Below are 14,731 nucleotides of genomic sequence, written 5' to 3'. Positions count from 1 at the left end.
TTCTTCCTTCTCCCCTTGCGATGAGGGGTATCTCTCCGCGAGCGCAGTATCGTAGGGTGGGCAAAGCGAAGCGTGCCCACGATTTCTCTCGAATCATTGATTGATCGTGGGCACGGCGCAAGTGCGCCTTTGCCCACCCTACGATTCTGGAGGGTAAAGAGCGCCCCTACTCCCGCTTGCCGTAATTCGGCGCCAATAGCCGGTTGCGGATCAGGTAGCTCATCGTGCGGGTCCAGGCTTCATCCGTGTTGCCGCGCATGTCGGCGCTCGCGGCGGCGATCATGTTGCCGGTCTTCACGTCGCGCAAATAGATGTTGAGATTGATGATCAGGTTCGAGACCTTCTGCACCATGCCGGTGATCTCGAGGTCAGCGCCCAATTCGCCCGCGAGCTTGAGATCGCAGCCGCCGCAGGCCTGTAAGTTGGCGTGACGGGCGGCATCCCTGACCGGCGCGATGTCGAGCACCTGGAACCTGCCGGACTCCGTCAATTCCTTGCGCAACTGCTCGCTGATGAGCACGAGCCGCGCCTCTTCGGGCCTGGAGCCGTAGAACTCCCCGGGCAGGCTGGTGTCGATCAGCTCGAAATCGAACACGGCAAGCTTCGGTGGATCGGCGCGCGCGAGCGAAGGCGTCAACAGCAAAGCGGCGATCATCATCAATGCTCGCATGATCGTGATTCCAGGCCTCGCACGCGCGGGGACGAAATGCGGGGTTGCATGCCCTGACAAATTGGTCATGCTTGAAGCAGAGACAATTCTCTACCGGCGGTCAAGCGGGGGAGAACGCTTGGAGGAAACATGATCCGATGGTTGGCCGGCCTGATTGGCTTAGGTCTTGCTGCGACGAGCGCGCTCGCGGCGGAGCCTGCCCTGATCGGCGTCGGCTATCTCGGCGTCGCCGGCACCAGATCCACACTGTCGCTGGTCGAGCAGCCCGCGGAGAATGACGGCGTCGCCGGCGCGCGGCTCGCGATCGAGGACAACAATACCACCGGCAAATTCCTGGGCCAGCGGTTCGCGCTGGAAGAGCGCCGCATCAAGGAAGGCGAGGACGTCGTCCAGGCCGCGACCGCGCTCGCGGAGAAGAACGGCTTCATCATCGCCGACCTGCCCGCCGATGCGCTGCTGAAAGTCTCGGACGCCTTGCGCGACCGCGGCACGCTGCTGTTCAACGCGGGGGCGATCGACGAGCGGCTGCGCGAGGTCGATTGCCGCGCCAACGTGATCCACACCGCGCCGACACGGGCGATGCTGGCGGATGCGCTCGGGCAATATCTGGTTTGGAAAAAGTGGTCGCGCTGGCTGCTCGTGGTCGGCTCGCATGATGAAGATAAGCTGTTCGCCGATGCACTCCGGCGCACCGCCACGCGGTTCGGCGCCAAGATCGTTCAGGAGAAAACGTTCGAGGACAAGGGCGGCGCGCGCCGCACCGATAGCGGCGTGACGCTGATCCAGCGCCAGATGCCAGTGTTCACGCAAGGCGCGCCCGCTTACGACGTACTGGTCGCCGCCGACGAGAGCGAGGTGTTCGGCGCGTATTTGCCCTATCGCACCTGGGATCCCCGCCCCGTTGCGGGCTCGGCCGGCCTGGTGCCGCGCAGCTGGGACGCATCGCAGGACCAGTGGGGCGCGATCCAGATGCAGAACCGCTTCGTCAAGCTGAACGCGCGGCGCATGACCGCGCTCGACATGCAGGCCTGGACCGCGGCCCGCATGATCGGCGAAGCGACCTCGCGCACCAATTCGGGCGACGTCAAGAAGGTGACTGATTTCATCAAGGGCCCGGATTTTTCGGTCGCCGCCTTCAAGGGCACGCGGCTGACCCTGCGCGACTGGAATCTGCAGCTGCGCCAGCCCATCCTCCTTGTCGATGGCCGCATGGTGGTGTCGGTCTCGCCGCAGGAGGGTTTCCTGCACCAGGTCTCCGAGCTCGACACGCTCGGCTACGATCGTCCGGAGAGCAAATGCAAGCTGAAGTGAGAACGCAAATGTTGCGCATGTGGCGTGTGGGGCTTCTGTCCGGACTGGCGCTGGCGGCGGCACCTGCGCATGCGTTCATCGCCTATGTCTCGAACGAGAAGAGCAATACGGTCACGGTGATCGACACCGAGAGTTGGACCGTGACCAAGACCATCAAGGTCGGCCAGCGCCCGCGCGGCATCGATTTCACGCGCGACGGCAAATTCGTGATGGTCGCGGTCGGCGACGACGACACCATCCAGGTGATCGACGCCAAGACGCAAGCCGTGGTGGACAGCCTGCCCTCCGGACCCGATCCGGAATTGTTCGCGCAGGATGCCGCCGGCAAGATCCTCTACGTCGCCAACGAGAACGACAACACGGTGACCGTGATCGACCTCGAGAAGCGCGCCAGGCTCGGCGACATCCAGGTCGGCGTCGAGCCCGAGGGCATGACCATCAGTCCCGACGGCAAGACGCTGATCAACACGTCGGAAACGACCAACATGGCGCATTTCATCGACACGGCGTCGCGCCAGATCGTCGCCAACGTGCTGGTCGATGCGCGGCCGCGCTTTGCCGAGTTCAAGCACGATGCTTCCGAAGTGTGGGTCTCCTCCGAGATCGGCGGCACCGTCTCGGTGATCGACCCGAAGAAGCACGAGGTGATCGGCAAGGTCAATTTCGAGATCCCGGGCCTGCGGAAAGAGGCGATCCAGCCGGTCGGCATCGGCATGACCAAGGACGACAAGACCGCCTTCGTCGCCCTCGGTCCCGCCAACCGCATCGCCGTGGTCGATGTCGCCTCGCGCAAGGTGACGAAATACCTGTTGGTCGGGCAGCGGGTCTGGCACATGGCGTTCACGCCCGACGAAAAATATCTGCTCACCACCAACGGCGTGTCGAACGACGTTTCCGTCATCGACGTCGCCGCGCAAAAGGTGATCAAGACGATTCAGGTGGGCGAACTGCCCTGGGGCATCACGATCGCGCCATGACCAGCCCCGCTCCGATTCCCGGGCCACAGGAGGCGCCGAAGCTAGAAGCGGCGGCGGTGCCGGCGCTGTCGATCGACGGCGTCAGTCATGCCTATGGGCAGCGGCGTGCGTTGATCAACGTCTCCTTCAACGTGCAGCCGGCGAGCTTTACCGCCCTGCTCGGCCTCAACGGCGCCGGCAAGAGCACGCTGTTCTCGCTGATCACGCGCCTGTTCGGCATCCAGAGCGGCCGGGTCGGCATTTTCGGCCACGACATCAGCAAGAGCCCCGGCGAGGCGCTTCGGCTGCTCGGCGTCGTGTTCCAGCCACGTACGCTCGATCTCGACCTGTCGCTGACCCAAAACCTGCTCTATCACGCAGCCCTCCACGGCATCAGCCGGAGCGAGGCCGCCGCACGCAGCGCCGAGCTGCTCGGCCGCATCGGGCTCGCTGACCGCGCCGGCAGCAAGGTGCGCGATCTCTCGGGTGGCCAGATGCGGCGGCTGGAGATCGCGCGGGCGCTGCTGCACCGGCCGCGGCTGCTGTTGCTGGACGAGCCGACCGTCGGCCTGGATGTCAAGGCGCGCGCCGACATCATCAGCCAGGTCCGCCAGCTCGTGACGGAGCAAGGCATCGGCGTGCTCTGGGCCACGCATCTGTTCGACGAGATCATGGCGAGTGACGACCTCGTGGTGCTGCACCAGGGCAAGGTGCTGGCGCAGGGGCCGATGAGCCGCGTCGTCACCGAGGCCGGCGCGCAGGACGTCAACACCGCCTTCATGCGCCTGACCGGTGCGCAAACCATGCCGGGAGGCGGCGCATGAGCAGCATCACCACGCGCGAGGTGCCGCGCGGCTTCTCGGTCCAAGAGTACCTCACCTGCCTTACCGGCATCGTCTGGCGCGAGGGGTTGCGCTTCCTGCATCAGCGCGAACGCTTCGTCTCGGCGCTGGTGCGGCCCCTGGTGTGGCTGTTCATCTTCGCCGCCGGCTTCCGTCAGGTGCTCGGCATCTCCATCATCCCGCCCTACGAGACCTACATCCTCTACGAGGTCTATATCGCGCCCGGGCTGATGGCGATGATCCAGCTCTTCAACGGCATGCAATCCTCGCTCTCGATGGTCTACGACCGCGAGATGGGCAACATGCGCACGCTGCTGGTGAGCCCGCTGCCGCGCGGGTTCCTGCTGTTCTGCAAGCTGCTGGCGGGCACGGCGGTGTCGCTGCTCCAGGTCTATGCGTTCCTGCTGATCGCCTGGTTCTGGGACATCACCCCGCCGTCGTCAGGCTATCTCACCGTGCTGCCGGCGCTGATCCTGTCCGGGCTGATGCTCGGCTCGCTCGGCATGCTGATCTCCTCCGGCATCAAGCAACTCGAGAACTTCGCAGGCGTCATGAACTTCGTCATTTTCCCGATGTTCTTCGCCTCGTCCGCGCTCTACCCGCTGTGGCGGGTGCAGGAGGGCAGCCCCTATTTGTACTACCTCTGCGAGGCCAATCCGTTCACCCATGCGGTCGAGCTGATCCGTTTTGCGCTCTACGGGCAAATCAACTGGATCTCGCTGGCAGTGGTCGCGGCTTGCACAATCGTCTTCATGATCGGCGCGATTCTGGCCTATGATCCCTCGCGTGGGCTGGCGCGACGGGGGCCCGCAGGAGGCGAAGGATGAAGGTTCTGGCGATGGCTGTTGTGGCGCTGGCGCTGTCGGGCACGGCCGCGCGCGCGGCCGATCCACGCTATCCCGACTGGCCCTGCACCCAAGCCAAGGTGCCGGAGATTTCGCTTGCCGCCGTCTGGGCCGGCCCGGCGCTCGACGACGTCCAGAACACATGGAAAGACGACGCCAAGGTCAGCGCACTGGTCGCAAAACTATCGGCGCGCAAAACGCCGCTCGATGAAGCCGAAAAGTCCGTGAAGGAATTTCTGGCCGCCTCCGCCACTGACAAGACCGCGAAGGCGAAGCTCCTGTTCGCCGGCCTGTTCGACACGCTCAATGCCCAGCGCTCCCAGGTGATGGCCGGGCTCGAACGCGTCAGCCGCAAGCAGCGCGAGGCCGCCGACAAGATTCGCGAGGAGGCGATCGCCCTTCAGGCGCTGCAGGGCGCGACGCCGCGCGACGAGGCCAAGGTCGAAACGCTCAGCAACGAACTGATCTGGAAGACCCGCATTTTCGAGGACCGCAACAAGGTCGTGCGATTCGTCTGCGAGGTTCCCACCACGATCGACCAGCGCCTGTTCGCACTTGGCCGCGTGATCCAGCAGGAAATGGAATAGCGCCCGCCTCGCTGGAGGCCACGACAAGGTTCCCGGATCGGCCCGGTTAACCTTTGCCCGGCTATCTGCCGGAACCAAATCGATCTAGGATGGCTTGTCGAAGTGAACTCCAAGACGTTGGGAGGCCTCGATGGGAACCACCAGATTCATCTTTGCGGGCGCTGCGGCCCTCAGCATGCTTGCAACCAGCGCTCTTGCCGACGACATGACCGGAATGGTCATGCGGATCGATCGGCTCAACGGCACGATCTCGATCCAGCAGACGCAGAAGGGCACCGTCGGTGGTAGCGCTGGCGGCGCCGGCGCGCTCCAGGAGTACAAAACCAAGGACGCCGCGATGCTGGAGGCCGTTCATGCCGGCGACAGGGTGAACTATTCTGCGACCGACAACAACGGCACGGGCACGCTGACGAAGCTGCAGAAGCAGTAGGCGCTTGCTTCGCCTCTCCCCTTTCGCACCGCCGTCGTGGCCGGGCTTGTCCCGGCCATCCACGCTTGGCCACGCAGCGTGAAGAACGTGGATGCCCGGGACAAGCCCGGGCATGACGACGTCTACTGCTCGGGCCGCGGCTCCGGCTGCACCTCCTCTGTCGGAAGCTTGGCGCGCTCCCAGCCGTCGGTGCCGTCGGGGTACCAGGCGATGTTGGAGTAGCCATACGCCAGCGCGCGCTTGGCGGCGTTCCAGGACATCCAGCAATCGGCGAGGCAATAGATCACCAGCAGCGCGGCCTTGTCGCCACGCGAGGCCTGTGCGAGGCCGCGCTGGAGATAATCGTCCATGGCCGGCGGCAAACTGCCGTAGCCGGTATCCGGCAGCCAGATGCTGCCCGGAATGTTCTTGCGCGGCGCATCACGCCATACCGTGCCTGCGGGAAGGTTCTTCGGCTTCGGCGGGCGCGGCAGCACGTCGACGAACGCGCCGCTCTTGGCGCGCCAGATCGCTTCGGCTTCCACCGTGTTGAGCACGCGCGCGCCCGCAAGCGTCGCCGGCACCGGTGCGCGATAATTGTCGGCGCGATAACCCTCGGGCTCGAACGGCTCCTGCTGCTGCGCGGATGCCGGCACCGCCAACGCGGCAACGACGAGCGCAGCGGCAAGAGGCCGCCTCATTGCGACTTCTTGGCCGTCTCCGCGCTGAGCGGCCGATTGCTCTCGTCGAGCAGCGGTATACCGAAGTCGACCAGGATCTTGTTGATCTCGCCCTGGTTCTCCTGGATCAGCTTGTTGAGCTGTCGCTTCCAGTTCTGGTCGGCGGGACGCACGCCCATGCCGATGCGATAGACCAGCTTCGGCCCCGTGGTTTCCTTCACCAGCGGCGTGACGTGAAGCGAGCCGATCTTCTTCGCATAATAGCCGGCCATGGGTCCCCACAGCACCCCGGCGTCGATCTTGCCGGCGGCGAGGTCGTCGATCATCGCCTGCGCCGAATTGTCGTAGCGCGTGTCGATCATCAGCGGATAGGGTTTTGCATCGCTCATCAGGCCGGCAATGGCCATGTTGGTCGCCGGCGGCGTTCCGGCGACGATGCCGACATGCTTGCCCTTCAGCTTCGGGTCCTCGAGCGTATCGACCTCCTCGAGCCCGCTGCCGGCCTTGGCGACCAGCGCGTACGACGTGCGGTAATAGGGATTGGTGCCTTGCACGACGTCATCGCCTTGCGGAAAACCCATGATGACATCGCAGCGATGCGCGCCCAGCGTCATCCGCACGAAGCCGGTGGCCTGCGGGAAGAAGACGTAGTCGAGTTTCTTCTTGAGCTTGTCGGCAAACAGCTCGGCCAGCTTGTTCTCGAACCCCTCGCCCTTCTCGTTCGAGAACGGCAGATTGCGCGGATCGGCGCAGACGCGCAGCACGTTCGGGTCGACCAGCTCGAACGAGAGGTCGCCGCTGTCATTGGTCTGCGCGATGGCGACATCGCCGAACGCACAGGACGCAACCAGGACCCCCAGTGAAAACAACCAGCGACGATGTCGTCCGGCCTGCGTCATCGCGCTTCCTCCTCGTTTTGTTTGAATGCTATCCATGCAACGCATGACGCGCCATGTTTTGCCAGACTTCGCTGGCTTTGCTTTGTTGCAGTGCAATGCAGCAACCCTTTGAACTGAGGCGAAAAAGTGTCTCGCATCGCTCGAGTGATCGCAGCCTTGTCCCTGCTGGGGATCGTAACGCTAGCACGGGCCGGGGCGGCCGAATTGCCTGTGAGCGAAGTCGCAGCGGGAATCTTCGTACACGCCGGGGCCATTGCCCTGATGACCCGCGAGAACGAGGGTGACATTGCCAATGTCGGCTTCATCGTCGGCGATGATGCGGTGGCCGTCATCGACACCGGCGGCAGCCTCCGCGAAGGCGAGGCCCTGCTGGCCGCCGTGCGGGCCCGCACGCCCAAGCCGATTCGCTATGTCATCAACACCCACGGCCATCCCGACCATGTCTTCGGCAACGCGGCCTTCGCCGCCGGTGGCACCAGCTTCGTCGGTCACAGCAAGCTGCCGCAGGCGCTCGCGACGCGCGGCCCCTACTATCTCGACAATTTTCGCCGCATCATGGGCAGCGCGTTGATCGATCCCGTGAAGATCATTGCCCCGACCCTCTTGGTTTCGGACACGATGACGCTCGATCTCGGGTCGCGCCGCCTCATCTTGCGCGCCTGGCGGACCGGGCACAGCGACAGCGACGTCACCGTGTACGACGAGTCGACAAAAACCTTGTTCGCGGGCGACCTCGTCTTTCTCCGCCACATTCCGGTCATGGACGGCAGCATCCGCGGCTGGCTCGACACGTTGAAGGAATTGGAGACCATCCCGGCGCAACGCGTCGTTCCCGGTCACGGCCCCGTGAGCGACTGGCCTGCCGCGCTGGCCGATGAGCGGCGTTACTTGTCCACGCTGCTGTCCGACGTGCGCGCGCTGAACAAGAATGGCGAGCCGATCCGAGCCGCGGCCGACAAGGCGGCTGCGGAAGAGCGGCCGCGCTGGCAGTTATTCGGCGATTACAACGCCCGGAACGCAACTGCAGCATTTTCGGAAATTGAATGGGAGTAGCAGGCGCGCTACGATAGGCGCAGGAGATCAGCTTCGCTGACTCCGGAACGAGATCAGCTTCGCTGACTCGGAGGATCATGACCATGACCGGATGGACACGCCACCTGCCCTTGATCGCTGCACTGCTCGGCATCGCGTTCGCCATGCCGGCGCAGGCTGAAGAGGCCGACGATCCCTGGCCGGGCCTAGTGCAGGACATCTTCAATAGCCGTGCGATGAACGACGGCAGCGGCGTGATCGGCATCGAGATGCCGTATCGCGCAGAGGACGCGGCGATCGTGCCGGTGACCCTGCGCAGCAAGCTGTCGCCCGCAGACAGTCGCCGTATCAGTTCGATCACGCTCGTGATCGACCGTAACCCGGCGCCGATGGCGGCGAAGTTCGAGCTCGGCTCCGACGCCAATGTCACCGAGATCTCGACGCGCGTGCGTGTCAACAATTACACCGATGTGCACGCGGTGGCCGAACTCAGCGACGGCCAGCTCTATGTCTCGAAAGTCTATGTGAAAGCCTCCGGCGGCTGCTCGGCACCGGCAGGAAAGAACGCCGAGGAGGCGCAAAACCGGCTCGGCCAGATGCGCTACAGGCAATTCGCGCGCGAGGAAGCGCCCGCGAGCCGCATCCGCGAAGCGCAGATCATGATCGGCCATCCCAACAATTCCGGCCTGCAGATGGACCAGGTCACGCAGCTCTACATTCCCGCCTTCTTCGTCAACCAGCTGAAGCTGACGCAGGACGACAGCCCGGTGCTGTCGATGGAAGGCGGCATCTCGATCTCGGAAGATCCCAATCTTCGCTTCACCTATGTCTCCAACGGCGCCAAGCGTTTCCGCGCGGAAGCAAAGGACACGGATGGACACGTGTTCCGGAACGAGTGGGATGTGGAGAAGCCGGGGACGTAGCTAGCACCGCTTATGCTAATTCCCCTCTCCCCTTGTGGGAGAGGGTGGCTCGCCGCATAGCGGCGAGACGGGTGAGGGGTCTTTCTTCTCAGATGAGCGCGCGGTGAGATACCCCTCATCCGGCGCTCCGCGCCACCTTCTCCCACAAGGGGAGAAGGGATTGCACCGTTTCCGCGGCTATAGCTAGAAACACCTCACCTCGGCTTCCGCCTGCGCCCGCCGCAAATCGTTCACTGCCGTGTTCGCCTGCTCGGAGGTGCGGAACTGGACGCCGAGATTGCCGCGGACCTGGGACATGCTGAGCGCGGTCTCGGCGGTCACGTAGCGCTCATAGGTGACGATCGAGGCGACCACGTCGATCGAGCAGGAACATTGCTCGATCGACTGCCGACTCTCGCCATTGGCCTTCATGCAGCCATAGACGTACTCCGCGCGCGCCGACGTCGGATAATCATTGGCCTCCTCGGCCCGCGCCACGCACGCGGTCGCCCCCAGCACCGTCAATGCGGCGACAATCGGTCGTAGCTGTCCGGCCAGTTTCATGCGTATCCTCCCGCGGGTTGCGAGCAAAGCTATGCTATGCGTATTGTCCTGAAAAGCACTCTATCAGAGGAAACGGCTCACAAGGTGATGAGAGCACTTGGCGTGATAAGGGCACTTGGCGTGATAAGGGCACTTGGTCGAACATTGGCGCTCGCGACGACGCTGGCGCTATCGCTGGCCGCACCCGGCCGCGCCGCGGATTCGATCCGCCTTGCGGTGCAGAAAACCGGAACATTCTCCTGGGAGCTGGCCGCGATCCGCGCGAGCGGCCTCGACAAGGAGGCGGGCCTTTCGCTCGAGGTCACCGAGCTCGCGAGCACCGAGGCCGGCAAGATCGCGATGCGCGCAGGCAGCGCCGACATCATCCTGTCAGACTGGCTGTGGGTGTCGCGCGAGCGCGCGCTCGGTGCCAAGCTCACCTTCTATCCCTATTCCAGCGCGCTCGGCGCAGTGATGGTACCCGCATCCTCTCCGATCAAGACGCTCGCCGACCTGAAGGGGCGCAAGCTCGCGGTCGCCGGCGGGGCGATCGACAAGAGCTGGCTGCTGCTCCAGGCGAGCATGAAGCAGGACGGCATCGACCTGAAGTCGGAGGCGACCATCGCCTACGGCGCCCCGCCCCTGATCGCCGCCAAGGCGCTCGACGGCGAGATGGAGGCGAGCCTCAATTTCTGGAATTTCTGTGCCCAGCTCGAGGCCAAGGGATTTCGCCGCCTCGCCGGCATCGAGGACATTCTGCCGAAGCTCGGTGCCAAAGGCGCGGTCTCCGCCGTCGGCTATGTCTTCGACGAGAATTGGGCCGCGAACCATCGCGACGCCGTGGCGCGATTCATCGCGATGACGCGCAAGGCCAAGCAGCTGCTGGTGACCTCGGATGCAGCCTGGGACAAGATCGCGCCGCTCACCGGCACGTCCGACGCAGCCATGCTCAAGACCTATCGCGACCGCTATCGCGACGGTATTCCGCGCCGGAGCATCGACGACGAGGAGAAAGACGCGCGCGTGCTTTACCGCGTGCTGGCCGAGATCGGCGGCCGCGACCTCGTCGGCCCGGCGGCCGAGCTCGATCCGGGCACGTTCTATCACGCGGTCCCCGGAGATTGAGGTGCTGCGTCTTCTGTCGTTCGCCCTGTTTCTCGCGATCTGGTGGATTGCCGCGCTGTTCGTCGGCGGCGCGAAGCTGCCCTCCCCGCCGGCCGTGCTCGAGGTGATGATCGCGGAAGCCTCATCTGGCGCGCTGTTCCTGCATCTCGGGGCAACGCTGGCGCGCGTGACCCTCGCCTTCGTGCTGGCGATGTCGCTCGGCAGCGCCATCGGCTACCTGATGGGACGGGTCAGGCTCGCGGATAAGCTCGGCGATCCCTGGCTGATCCTGCTACTCAATTTGCCCGCGCTGGTCGTGATCGTGCTGGCCTATATCTGGGCCGGCCTGACCGAGGCCGCCGCGATCGCGGCGATCGCCATCAACAAGCTGCCGACCGCGGTCGTCACCCTGCGCGAGGGCACCCGCGCGCTCGACCGCTCGCTCGACGAGATGGCGAGCGTGTTCGCGATGCCGCGCTGGCGCGCGTTCCGCCATGTCGTGCTGCCGCAGCTTGCGCCTTACATCGCAGCCTCGGCCCGTTCCGGACTGTCGCTGGTGTGGAAGATCGTGCTGGTCGCCGAGCTCTTGGGACGTCCGAACGGCGTCGGCTTCGAGATCGGCGTCGCTTTCCAGCTGTTCGACACGCCGCGGCTGCTCGCCTATTCGCTGACCTTTGCCGCGGTCGTGCTCGTCATCGAGACCTTGCTGGTGCAGCCGTTTGAAGCCCGCGCAAACAGGTGGCGCCCCCGTGCGGCTTGAGGTCGAGATCACAGGCAAGACGTTCAGGAGTGCCGCGGGCGGAACGCACGAGGTGCTGGCGCCGCTCAAATTCGCGCTTCAATCCGGCGAGGTCGGCGTGCTCATCGGTCCCTCCGGTTGCGGCAAGAGCACGATGCTGCGCATCATCCTGGGGCTCGATAGCGAATTCAGGGGCCACGTTGCGCGTCCACCGCAGGCGCGGATCGGCATGGTGTTTCAGGAGCCGCGGCTGCTGCCGTGGCGTTCGGTGGAGCAGAATGTGCGGCTGGCGGCGCCCGACGTGACCGAGGCGAAGCTGTCCGAGCTGTTCAGGATTCTGGAGCTGGAAGCGCATCGCAGCCACTTTCCCGGCGAGTTGTCGCTCGGCCTTGCCCGGCGCGTCGCGCTTGCCCGCGCTTTCGCAGTCGAGCCCGATCTCCTCGTGCTCGACGAGCCCCTCGCCTCGCTCGACGACGCGCTCGCCGGCCGCTTGCGCGACGAGATCGCGACGCTGGTGGCCAGCCGTCCGGTGATGACGCTGCTTGTCACCCACAGTTTCGATGACGCGGTTCGCCTCGGCGACCGCCTGTTCTTCTTGTCGCCGCGCCCCGCGCGTATCGTGGCCGAGGTGCCTATCGGCATCCCGCGCGACAGACGCGGCGAAGCCGAGATTGCGGCGATCAAGGCCGGCCTCGCCCAACGAACTCAAGGCGACCGCACTGAGCGAGATGTCTCATAGCCGGTCGCCTGGCGGACGTGCTAGACTGGGCCGGCGGCGGAGTCGATGATGACGCGGACGGTCGCCCTCTCAACGCTGGCAACGCTTGGTCTTGCACTCGTCACGATGACGGCGGGCGCGCAGGACATGATGCGCGACGTCGACCTCACCTCCCCCGCGATGGTCTCGTCCGAAATGACCAGGCCAGAGGTCGAGGCCGTGCTGGCCAAAGCGAGCACCGCGCAGCCTGCCGATTTCACCGGCAAACGCCTGTCGGGCCTCGATCTCTCGGGGCTGGACCTGTCCAACGCGGTCTTCCGCGCCGCGCGGCTCAACAAGACAATACTCCGAGACGCCAGGCTTGACCGTGCAATCCTCGATCAGGCGTGGCTGCTGGATGCGGATCTTACCGGCGCAAGCCTGAAGGGCGCCAATCTGTTCGCCTCGCAAATGGCCCGCGCGCGTCTCGACGGCGCGAACCTGTCAGGAGCGCGCATCGCTGCCGATCTCACCGGCGCAAGCCTGGTCGGCGCTTCGATCGCGGACGCGAATCTGGGCGCCGATATGCGCAACCAGTCGATGGGGCTGATGCGCGCGGTGCTGAGATCCGCCAATCTGGAACGGCTGAACGCGCGCAACGCCGATTTGTCGCGCGTCGACCTCGAATTCGCAGTCCTCAGGAGCGCCGATCTGAGCGGCGCATCACTGAAAAACGCCCAACTCGGCGGAGCCGATCTGACGGGCGCGATCGTCATCGACACCGATTTCGACGGCGCCGATCTCGTCTCGGCGAAGCTGATTGCACTGAACGGCCTTGACCGCGCCAAAAATTTCGACAAGGCAAAGAACCGCGAGCGCCTGATCAGGGAATGATGGCCCGCCTTTGGGAGGACTGGCTGATGCGTTGGGTTCTAGCTTTGATCGCGTCGTTGACGCTTGCCGGCGAAGCCGCCGCGCAGGCCAAGGGCAAGGGCATTAGGCTCTGGAACCTGACGACGGAGACGATCTCCGGCTTCCAGCTCTCGCCCGCCGGCAAGACCGACTGGGGCCCGAACCAGTGCTTGAACGACAAGGACAAGGAGGTCGACCACGACGAGCGGCTGCGCATCACCGGCGTCGAGCCGGGCCGCTACGACGCCAAGGTCAGCTATCCCAGTGCGCGGCAGTGCGTCGTTCGCGACATCGAGATCAGGGCGGATGCGGTGTTCTCGATCGCCGACAAGGATCTGAAGGACTGCAGCAAGTAGCGAGACGCCTCACGCCTTGTCGTTCGGGTGCGGATATTCGCAGCGCCACCGCACCGCCTGCCATTTCGGATGGTCGCCGACCCATTGCGCGATATAGGGGGGCGCGGCCATCGCGCATTGCCGCGGCGACCCACCATAGTTGAACATCAAATGCTGTTCCTCGCAGGTCGCAGGCGAGAGCACCGCACACACAGTCACCACCAGGTCAATCGGGTTCATGCCGGGATCCTCTCGCAAGTGGCGGTCAAGATTAGCACGAAAGGTTACGTACCACGGAAGCGGAAGTTTCAGATCCGGGCGAGAAATGGGGCGGGAACTGGCTCTTCCCGGGCTCCCAGGCAAGGCAAAGCCCGGGCATGACGACGCTCTCTGCTAAAAATTGACGCCGAACACCATCCGGGCCTGGTGGCGCTCGAAATTGACGAGGTCGAGATTGCCGCCCGCTCCGGCCGGCCGGCCCCAGGCCTGCATGCTCCAGCTCAAGGTCAGCCGCGAGCGCTCGGAGAGCTGGAAATAGGCGGTCGGGCCGACGAACAGGGCCTGGCCTGAAAACTCGCCGAGGCCGATGCCTTCATATTGCCGGAAGTAGCGCAGCTCCCCGCCGAGCAGCATGTTGGGCCGCACGCGCACCAGGCCGGCGAACGCCGCACCGATCGTCGAACTCTTCTCGGACTGCCCCGCCACCTCGAAGCGCGCCCATTCCGGTTGATAGATCAGGTTGAGGGCGCCGATGGCAAAGTTCGGGATGAGCTCGCGGTCGATGGCGAGGGTGAATTCCGTGCCGTACATCCGCCCCTTCGCGCCGCTGGTCTCGTCGATGCGGTCGCCGTGGAGCTCGGCGGCGATGGTGAGGCCGAACGGCGCGCGCTCGCGGTCGAGCAGGCGATAACGCAGGTCGAGCGAGGCGCCCTGGAAGTTGATCTGACGGCGGTCGTCGATGTCGGGGACGCCGGTGATATCGTGCAAGCTGGCGGCGGCGCCGACCTCGATGCGGAAGTTCGGCAGCGGCACGATCTCGATCTCGACCTCTTTCTCAAGAGCGCGATAGGTGCCGCCGCCCTTGCCGAAGCGCCCCGTCGTCTGGCTCTGGAATTCGCGCTCGCCGGGATTGCCGACATCGGTGCCGATCATGAAGCCGAAGATGTGCTCGGTATCGAAGCCCTCCTCGGCGTGCCCATGCGTCGGTATCAGCGCGACCGCGCAGGCAATCACCATCAGAAATCTGCGAGCTCCGCCGCGCATCCCCG

General features: G+C 64.8%; 19 protein-coding genes. 13 read left to right on the top strand and 6 right to left on the bottom strand.

What is annotated here, in order from left to right; all coding sequences use genetic code 11:
* Positions 1-166: 166 nt before the first annotated feature.
* Entirely contained in the window at positions 167-739 is a 573-nt protein-coding gene (locus tag GDN70_RS12525; RefSeq protein WP_028142684.1) for a DUF3280 domain-containing protein, read from the bottom strand.
* 60 nt (positions 740-799) lie between these two features.
* On the opposite strand from GDN70_RS12525, the gene GDN70_RS12520 reads away from it, so the two are divergent.
* The 6 genes from GDN70_RS12520 to GDN70_RS12495 all read left to right on the top strand — a co-directional run bounded on the left by GDN70_RS12520 (position 800) and on the right by GDN70_RS12495 (position 5,641).
* Positions 800-1,981, top strand: coding sequence for an ABC transporter substrate-binding protein (locus GDN70_RS12520; protein WP_095427026.1), 1,182 nt, complete (start codon positions 800-802; stop codon positions 1,979-1,981).
* An 8-nt stretch (positions 1,982-1,989) separates the two neighbouring features.
* On the top strand, positions 1,990-2,958 hold the full coding sequence (locus tag GDN70_RS12515) for a YVTN family beta-propeller repeat protein (protein WP_161966386.1): 969 nt from the start codon (positions 1,990-1,992) through the stop codon (positions 2,956-2,958).
* Positions 2,955-3,761, top strand: a complete 807-nt coding sequence (locus GDN70_RS12510; RefSeq protein WP_152102582.1) for an ABC transporter ATP-binding protein — start codon at positions 2,955-2,957, stop codon at positions 3,759-3,761. Before GDN70_RS12515 ends, GDN70_RS12510 begins: the two co-directional genes overlap by 4 nt.
* A complete protein-coding gene (locus GDN70_RS12505; protein ID WP_028142688.1) occupies positions 3,758-4,606 on the top strand; it encodes an ABC transporter permease in 849 nt (282 codons plus the stop codon). The genes GDN70_RS12510 and GDN70_RS12505 overlap by 4 nt, the downstream gene beginning before the upstream one ends.
* Entirely contained in the window at positions 4,603-5,211 is a 609-nt protein-coding gene (locus GDN70_RS12500; RefSeq protein ID WP_028142689.1) for a hypothetical protein, read from the top strand. The genes GDN70_RS12505 and GDN70_RS12500 overlap by 4 nt, the downstream gene beginning before the upstream one ends.
* A 130-nt stretch (positions 5,212-5,341) precedes the next feature.
* Entirely contained in the window at positions 5,342-5,641 is a 300-nt protein-coding gene (locus GDN70_RS12495; RefSeq protein ID WP_028142690.1) for a copper-binding protein, read from the top strand.
* A 122-nt stretch (positions 5,642-5,763) separates the two neighbouring features.
* Here the strand turns inward: GDN70_RS12495 and GDN70_RS12490 are convergent, their stop codons facing one another.
* Together GDN70_RS12490 and GDN70_RS12485 are read right to left on the bottom strand one after the other, a co-directional pair.
* Positions 5,764-6,321: a PQQ-dependent catabolism-associated CXXCW motif protein gene (locus GDN70_RS12490; protein WP_152102581.1), complete on the bottom strand. Its 558-nt coding sequence runs from the start codon at positions 6,319-6,321 to the stop codon at positions 5,764-5,766.
* Positions 6,318-7,199, bottom strand: coding sequence for a substrate-binding domain-containing protein (locus GDN70_RS12485; protein WP_173015790.1), 882 nt, complete (start codon positions 7,197-7,199; stop codon positions 6,318-6,320). The genes GDN70_RS12490 and GDN70_RS12485 overlap by 4 nt, the downstream gene beginning before the upstream one ends.
* Before the next feature lie 126 nt (positions 7,200-7,325).
* On the opposite strand from GDN70_RS12485, the gene GDN70_RS12480 reads away from it, so the two are divergent.
* A complete protein-coding gene (locus GDN70_RS12480) occupies positions 7,326-8,252 on the top strand; it encodes a quinoprotein relay system zinc metallohydrolase 2 (protein WP_152102579.1) in 927 nt (308 codons plus the stop codon).
* Positions 8,253-8,335: 83 nt separating this feature from the next.
* Positions 8,336-9,154, top strand: a complete 819-nt coding sequence (locus tag GDN70_RS12475) for a quinoprotein dehydrogenase-associated SoxYZ-like carrier (RefSeq protein WP_173015789.1) — start codon at positions 8,336-8,338, stop codon at positions 9,152-9,154.
* A gap of 183 nt (positions 9,155-9,337) precedes the next feature.
* Here GDN70_RS12475 and GDN70_RS12470 read toward each other — a convergent pair whose 3' ends face one another.
* On the bottom strand, positions 9,338-9,697 hold the full coding sequence (locus GDN70_RS12470) for a hypothetical protein (protein WP_152102577.1): 360 nt from the start codon (positions 9,695-9,697) through the stop codon (positions 9,338-9,340).
* Between the two features lie 120 nt (positions 9,698-9,817).
* Between GDN70_RS12470 and GDN70_RS12465 the strand changes: the two genes are divergently transcribed.
* The 5 genes from GDN70_RS12465 to GDN70_RS12445 are packed head-to-tail and all read left to right on the top strand — an operon-like array spanning position 9,818 to position 13,484.
* Positions 9,818-10,801, top strand: coding sequence for an ABC transporter substrate-binding protein (locus tag GDN70_RS12465; RefSeq protein WP_152102576.1), 984 nt, complete (start codon positions 9,818-9,820; stop codon positions 10,799-10,801).
* Between the two features lies 1 nt (position 10,802).
* Positions 10,803-11,540 carry an ABC transporter permease gene (locus GDN70_RS12460; protein WP_028142696.1) on the top strand — a complete coding sequence of 246 codons (738 nt, stop codon included), beginning with the start codon at positions 10,803-10,805 and terminating at the stop codon, positions 11,538-11,540.
* Positions 11,530-12,258, top strand: coding sequence for an ABC transporter ATP-binding protein (locus GDN70_RS12455; protein ID WP_152102575.1), 729 nt, complete (start codon positions 11,530-11,532; stop codon positions 12,256-12,258). The genes GDN70_RS12460 and GDN70_RS12455 overlap by 11 nt, the downstream gene beginning before the upstream one ends.
* A gap of 48 nt (positions 12,259-12,306) precedes the next feature.
* Positions 12,307-13,110 carry a pentapeptide repeat-containing protein gene (locus GDN70_RS12450; protein WP_173015788.1) on the top strand — a complete coding sequence of 268 codons (804 nt, stop codon included), beginning with the start codon at positions 12,307-12,309 and terminating at the stop codon, positions 13,108-13,110.
* 26 nt (positions 13,111-13,136) lie between these two features.
* Positions 13,137-13,484: a hypothetical protein gene (locus GDN70_RS12445; RefSeq protein ID WP_028142699.1), complete on the top strand. Its 348-nt coding sequence runs from the start codon at positions 13,137-13,139 to the stop codon at positions 13,482-13,484.
* A gap of 9 nt (positions 13,485-13,493) precedes the next feature.
* Here GDN70_RS12445 and GDN70_RS12440 read toward each other — a convergent pair whose 3' ends face one another.
* Positions 13,494-13,703 carry a hypothetical protein gene (locus GDN70_RS12440; RefSeq protein WP_018320724.1) on the bottom strand — a complete coding sequence of 70 codons (210 nt, stop codon included), beginning with the start codon at positions 13,701-13,703 and terminating at the stop codon, positions 13,494-13,496.
* 153 nt (positions 13,704-13,856) lie between these two features.
* The gene (locus tag GDN70_RS12435) at positions 13,857-14,699 is read right to left on the bottom strand and encodes a hypothetical protein (RefSeq protein ID WP_244429146.1); all 843 of its coding nucleotides are present in this window, start codon (positions 14,697-14,699) and stop codon (positions 13,857-13,859) included.
* Positions 14,700-14,731: the final 32 nt, after the last annotated feature.

The organism is Bradyrhizobium sp. TM102, assembly GCF_009176685.1.
Lineage (GTDB): Bacteria > Pseudomonadota > Alphaproteobacteria > Rhizobiales > Xanthobacteraceae > Bradyrhizobium > Bradyrhizobium ottawaense.
Note: the sequence above shows the minus strand (reverse complement) of the source record. Positions and strands in the feature narration are given on the sequence as shown.

What these genes read in the sequence shown, in the direction of transcription:
- GDN70_RS12525 (WP_028142684.1), bottom strand. Translation starts at nt 739, where the DNA reads ATGACCAATTTGTCAGGGCATGCAACCCCGCATTTCGTCCCCGCGCGT.
- GDN70_RS12520 (WP_095427026.1), top strand. Translation starts at nt 800, where the DNA reads ATGATCCGATGGTTGGCCGGCCTGATTGGCTTAGGTCTTGCTGCGACG.
- GDN70_RS12515 (WP_161966386.1), top strand. Translation starts at nt 1,990, where the DNA reads ATGTTGCGCATGTGGCGTGTGGGGCTTCTGTCCGGACTGGCGCTGGCG.
- GDN70_RS12510 (WP_152102582.1), top strand. Translation starts at nt 2,955, where the DNA reads ATGACCAGCCCCGCTCCGATTCCCGGGCCACAGGAGGCGCCGAAGCTA.
- GDN70_RS12505 (WP_028142688.1), top strand. Translation starts at nt 3,758, where the DNA reads ATGAGCAGCATCACCACGCGCGAGGTGCCGCGCGGCTTCTCGGTCCAA.
- GDN70_RS12500 (WP_028142689.1), top strand. Translation starts at nt 4,603, where the DNA reads ATGAAGGTTCTGGCGATGGCTGTTGTGGCGCTGGCGCTGTCGGGCACG.
- GDN70_RS12495 (WP_028142690.1), top strand. Translation starts at nt 5,342, where the DNA reads ATGGGAACCACCAGATTCATCTTTGCGGGCGCTGCGGCCCTCAGCATG.
- GDN70_RS12490 (WP_152102581.1), bottom strand. Translation starts at nt 6,321, where the DNA reads ATGAGGCGGCCTCTTGCCGCTGCGCTCGTCGTTGCCGCGTTGGCGGTG.
- GDN70_RS12485 (WP_173015790.1), bottom strand. Translation starts at nt 7,199, where the DNA reads ATGACGCAGGCCGGACGACATCGTCGCTGGTTGTTTTCACTGGGGGTC.
- GDN70_RS12475 (WP_173015789.1), top strand. Translation starts at nt 8,336, where the DNA reads ATGACCGGATGGACACGCCACCTGCCCTTGATCGCTGCACTGCTCGGC.
- GDN70_RS12470 (WP_152102577.1), bottom strand. Translation starts at nt 9,697, where the DNA reads ATGAAACTGGCCGGACAGCTACGACCGATTGTCGCCGCATTGACGGTG.
- GDN70_RS12450 (WP_173015788.1), top strand. Translation starts at nt 12,307, where the DNA reads ATGACGCGGACGGTCGCCCTCTCAACGCTGGCAACGCTTGGTCTTGCA.
- GDN70_RS12445 (WP_028142699.1), top strand. Translation starts at nt 13,137, where the DNA reads ATGCGTTGGGTTCTAGCTTTGATCGCGTCGTTGACGCTTGCCGGCGAA.
- GDN70_RS12440 (WP_018320724.1), bottom strand. Translation starts at nt 13,703, where the DNA reads ATGAACCCGATTGACCTGGTGGTGACTGTGTGTGCGGTGCTCTCGCCT.
- GDN70_RS12435 (WP_244429146.1), bottom strand. Translation starts at nt 14,699, where the DNA reads ATGGTGATTGCCTGCGCGGTCGCGCTGATACCGACGCATGGGCACGCC.